At 47.0% G+C, this 251-nt stretch carries 1 protein-coding gene; it reads left to right on the plus strand.

Annotated features, from left to right (window positions below):
* The first annotated feature begins 20 nt into the window (after nt 1-20).
* The gene (locus tag KVT37_RS34105; protein WP_368860648.1) at nt 21-143 is read left to right on the plus strand and encodes a SusD/RagB family nutrient-binding outer membrane lipoprotein; all 123 of its coding nucleotides are present in this window, start codon (nt 21-23) and stop codon (nt 141-143) included.
* Nucleotides 144-251: the final 108 nt, after the last annotated feature.

Here is a 251-nt window from a genome sequence, read left to right on the forward strand (position 1 = left end):
GTAATTTCTCCAACGGTACCATACCCAGAAGGCAGCCTTATCCGCCCATTGAAGCTAACCTGAACAAAGCTAACTACAACGATGCGGTAAGCAGGATAGGAACCGGTGATAACTGGACCTCACGCGTATGGTGGGACAAATAATAACCTGTTTTAAATGTTGATGTAAGAGCAATAAATGTAGAGTAGATGCAGCGGGTAAGTCCGCTGCATCTGCTTTTGTAACCCGGCCTGCTGTGTTGTTGGAGCGGT

Source organism: Mesorhizobium sp. GbtcB19 (assembly GCF_019091085.1).
GTDB lineage: Bacteria > Pseudomonadota > Alphaproteobacteria > Rhizobiales > Rhizobiaceae > Mesorhizobium.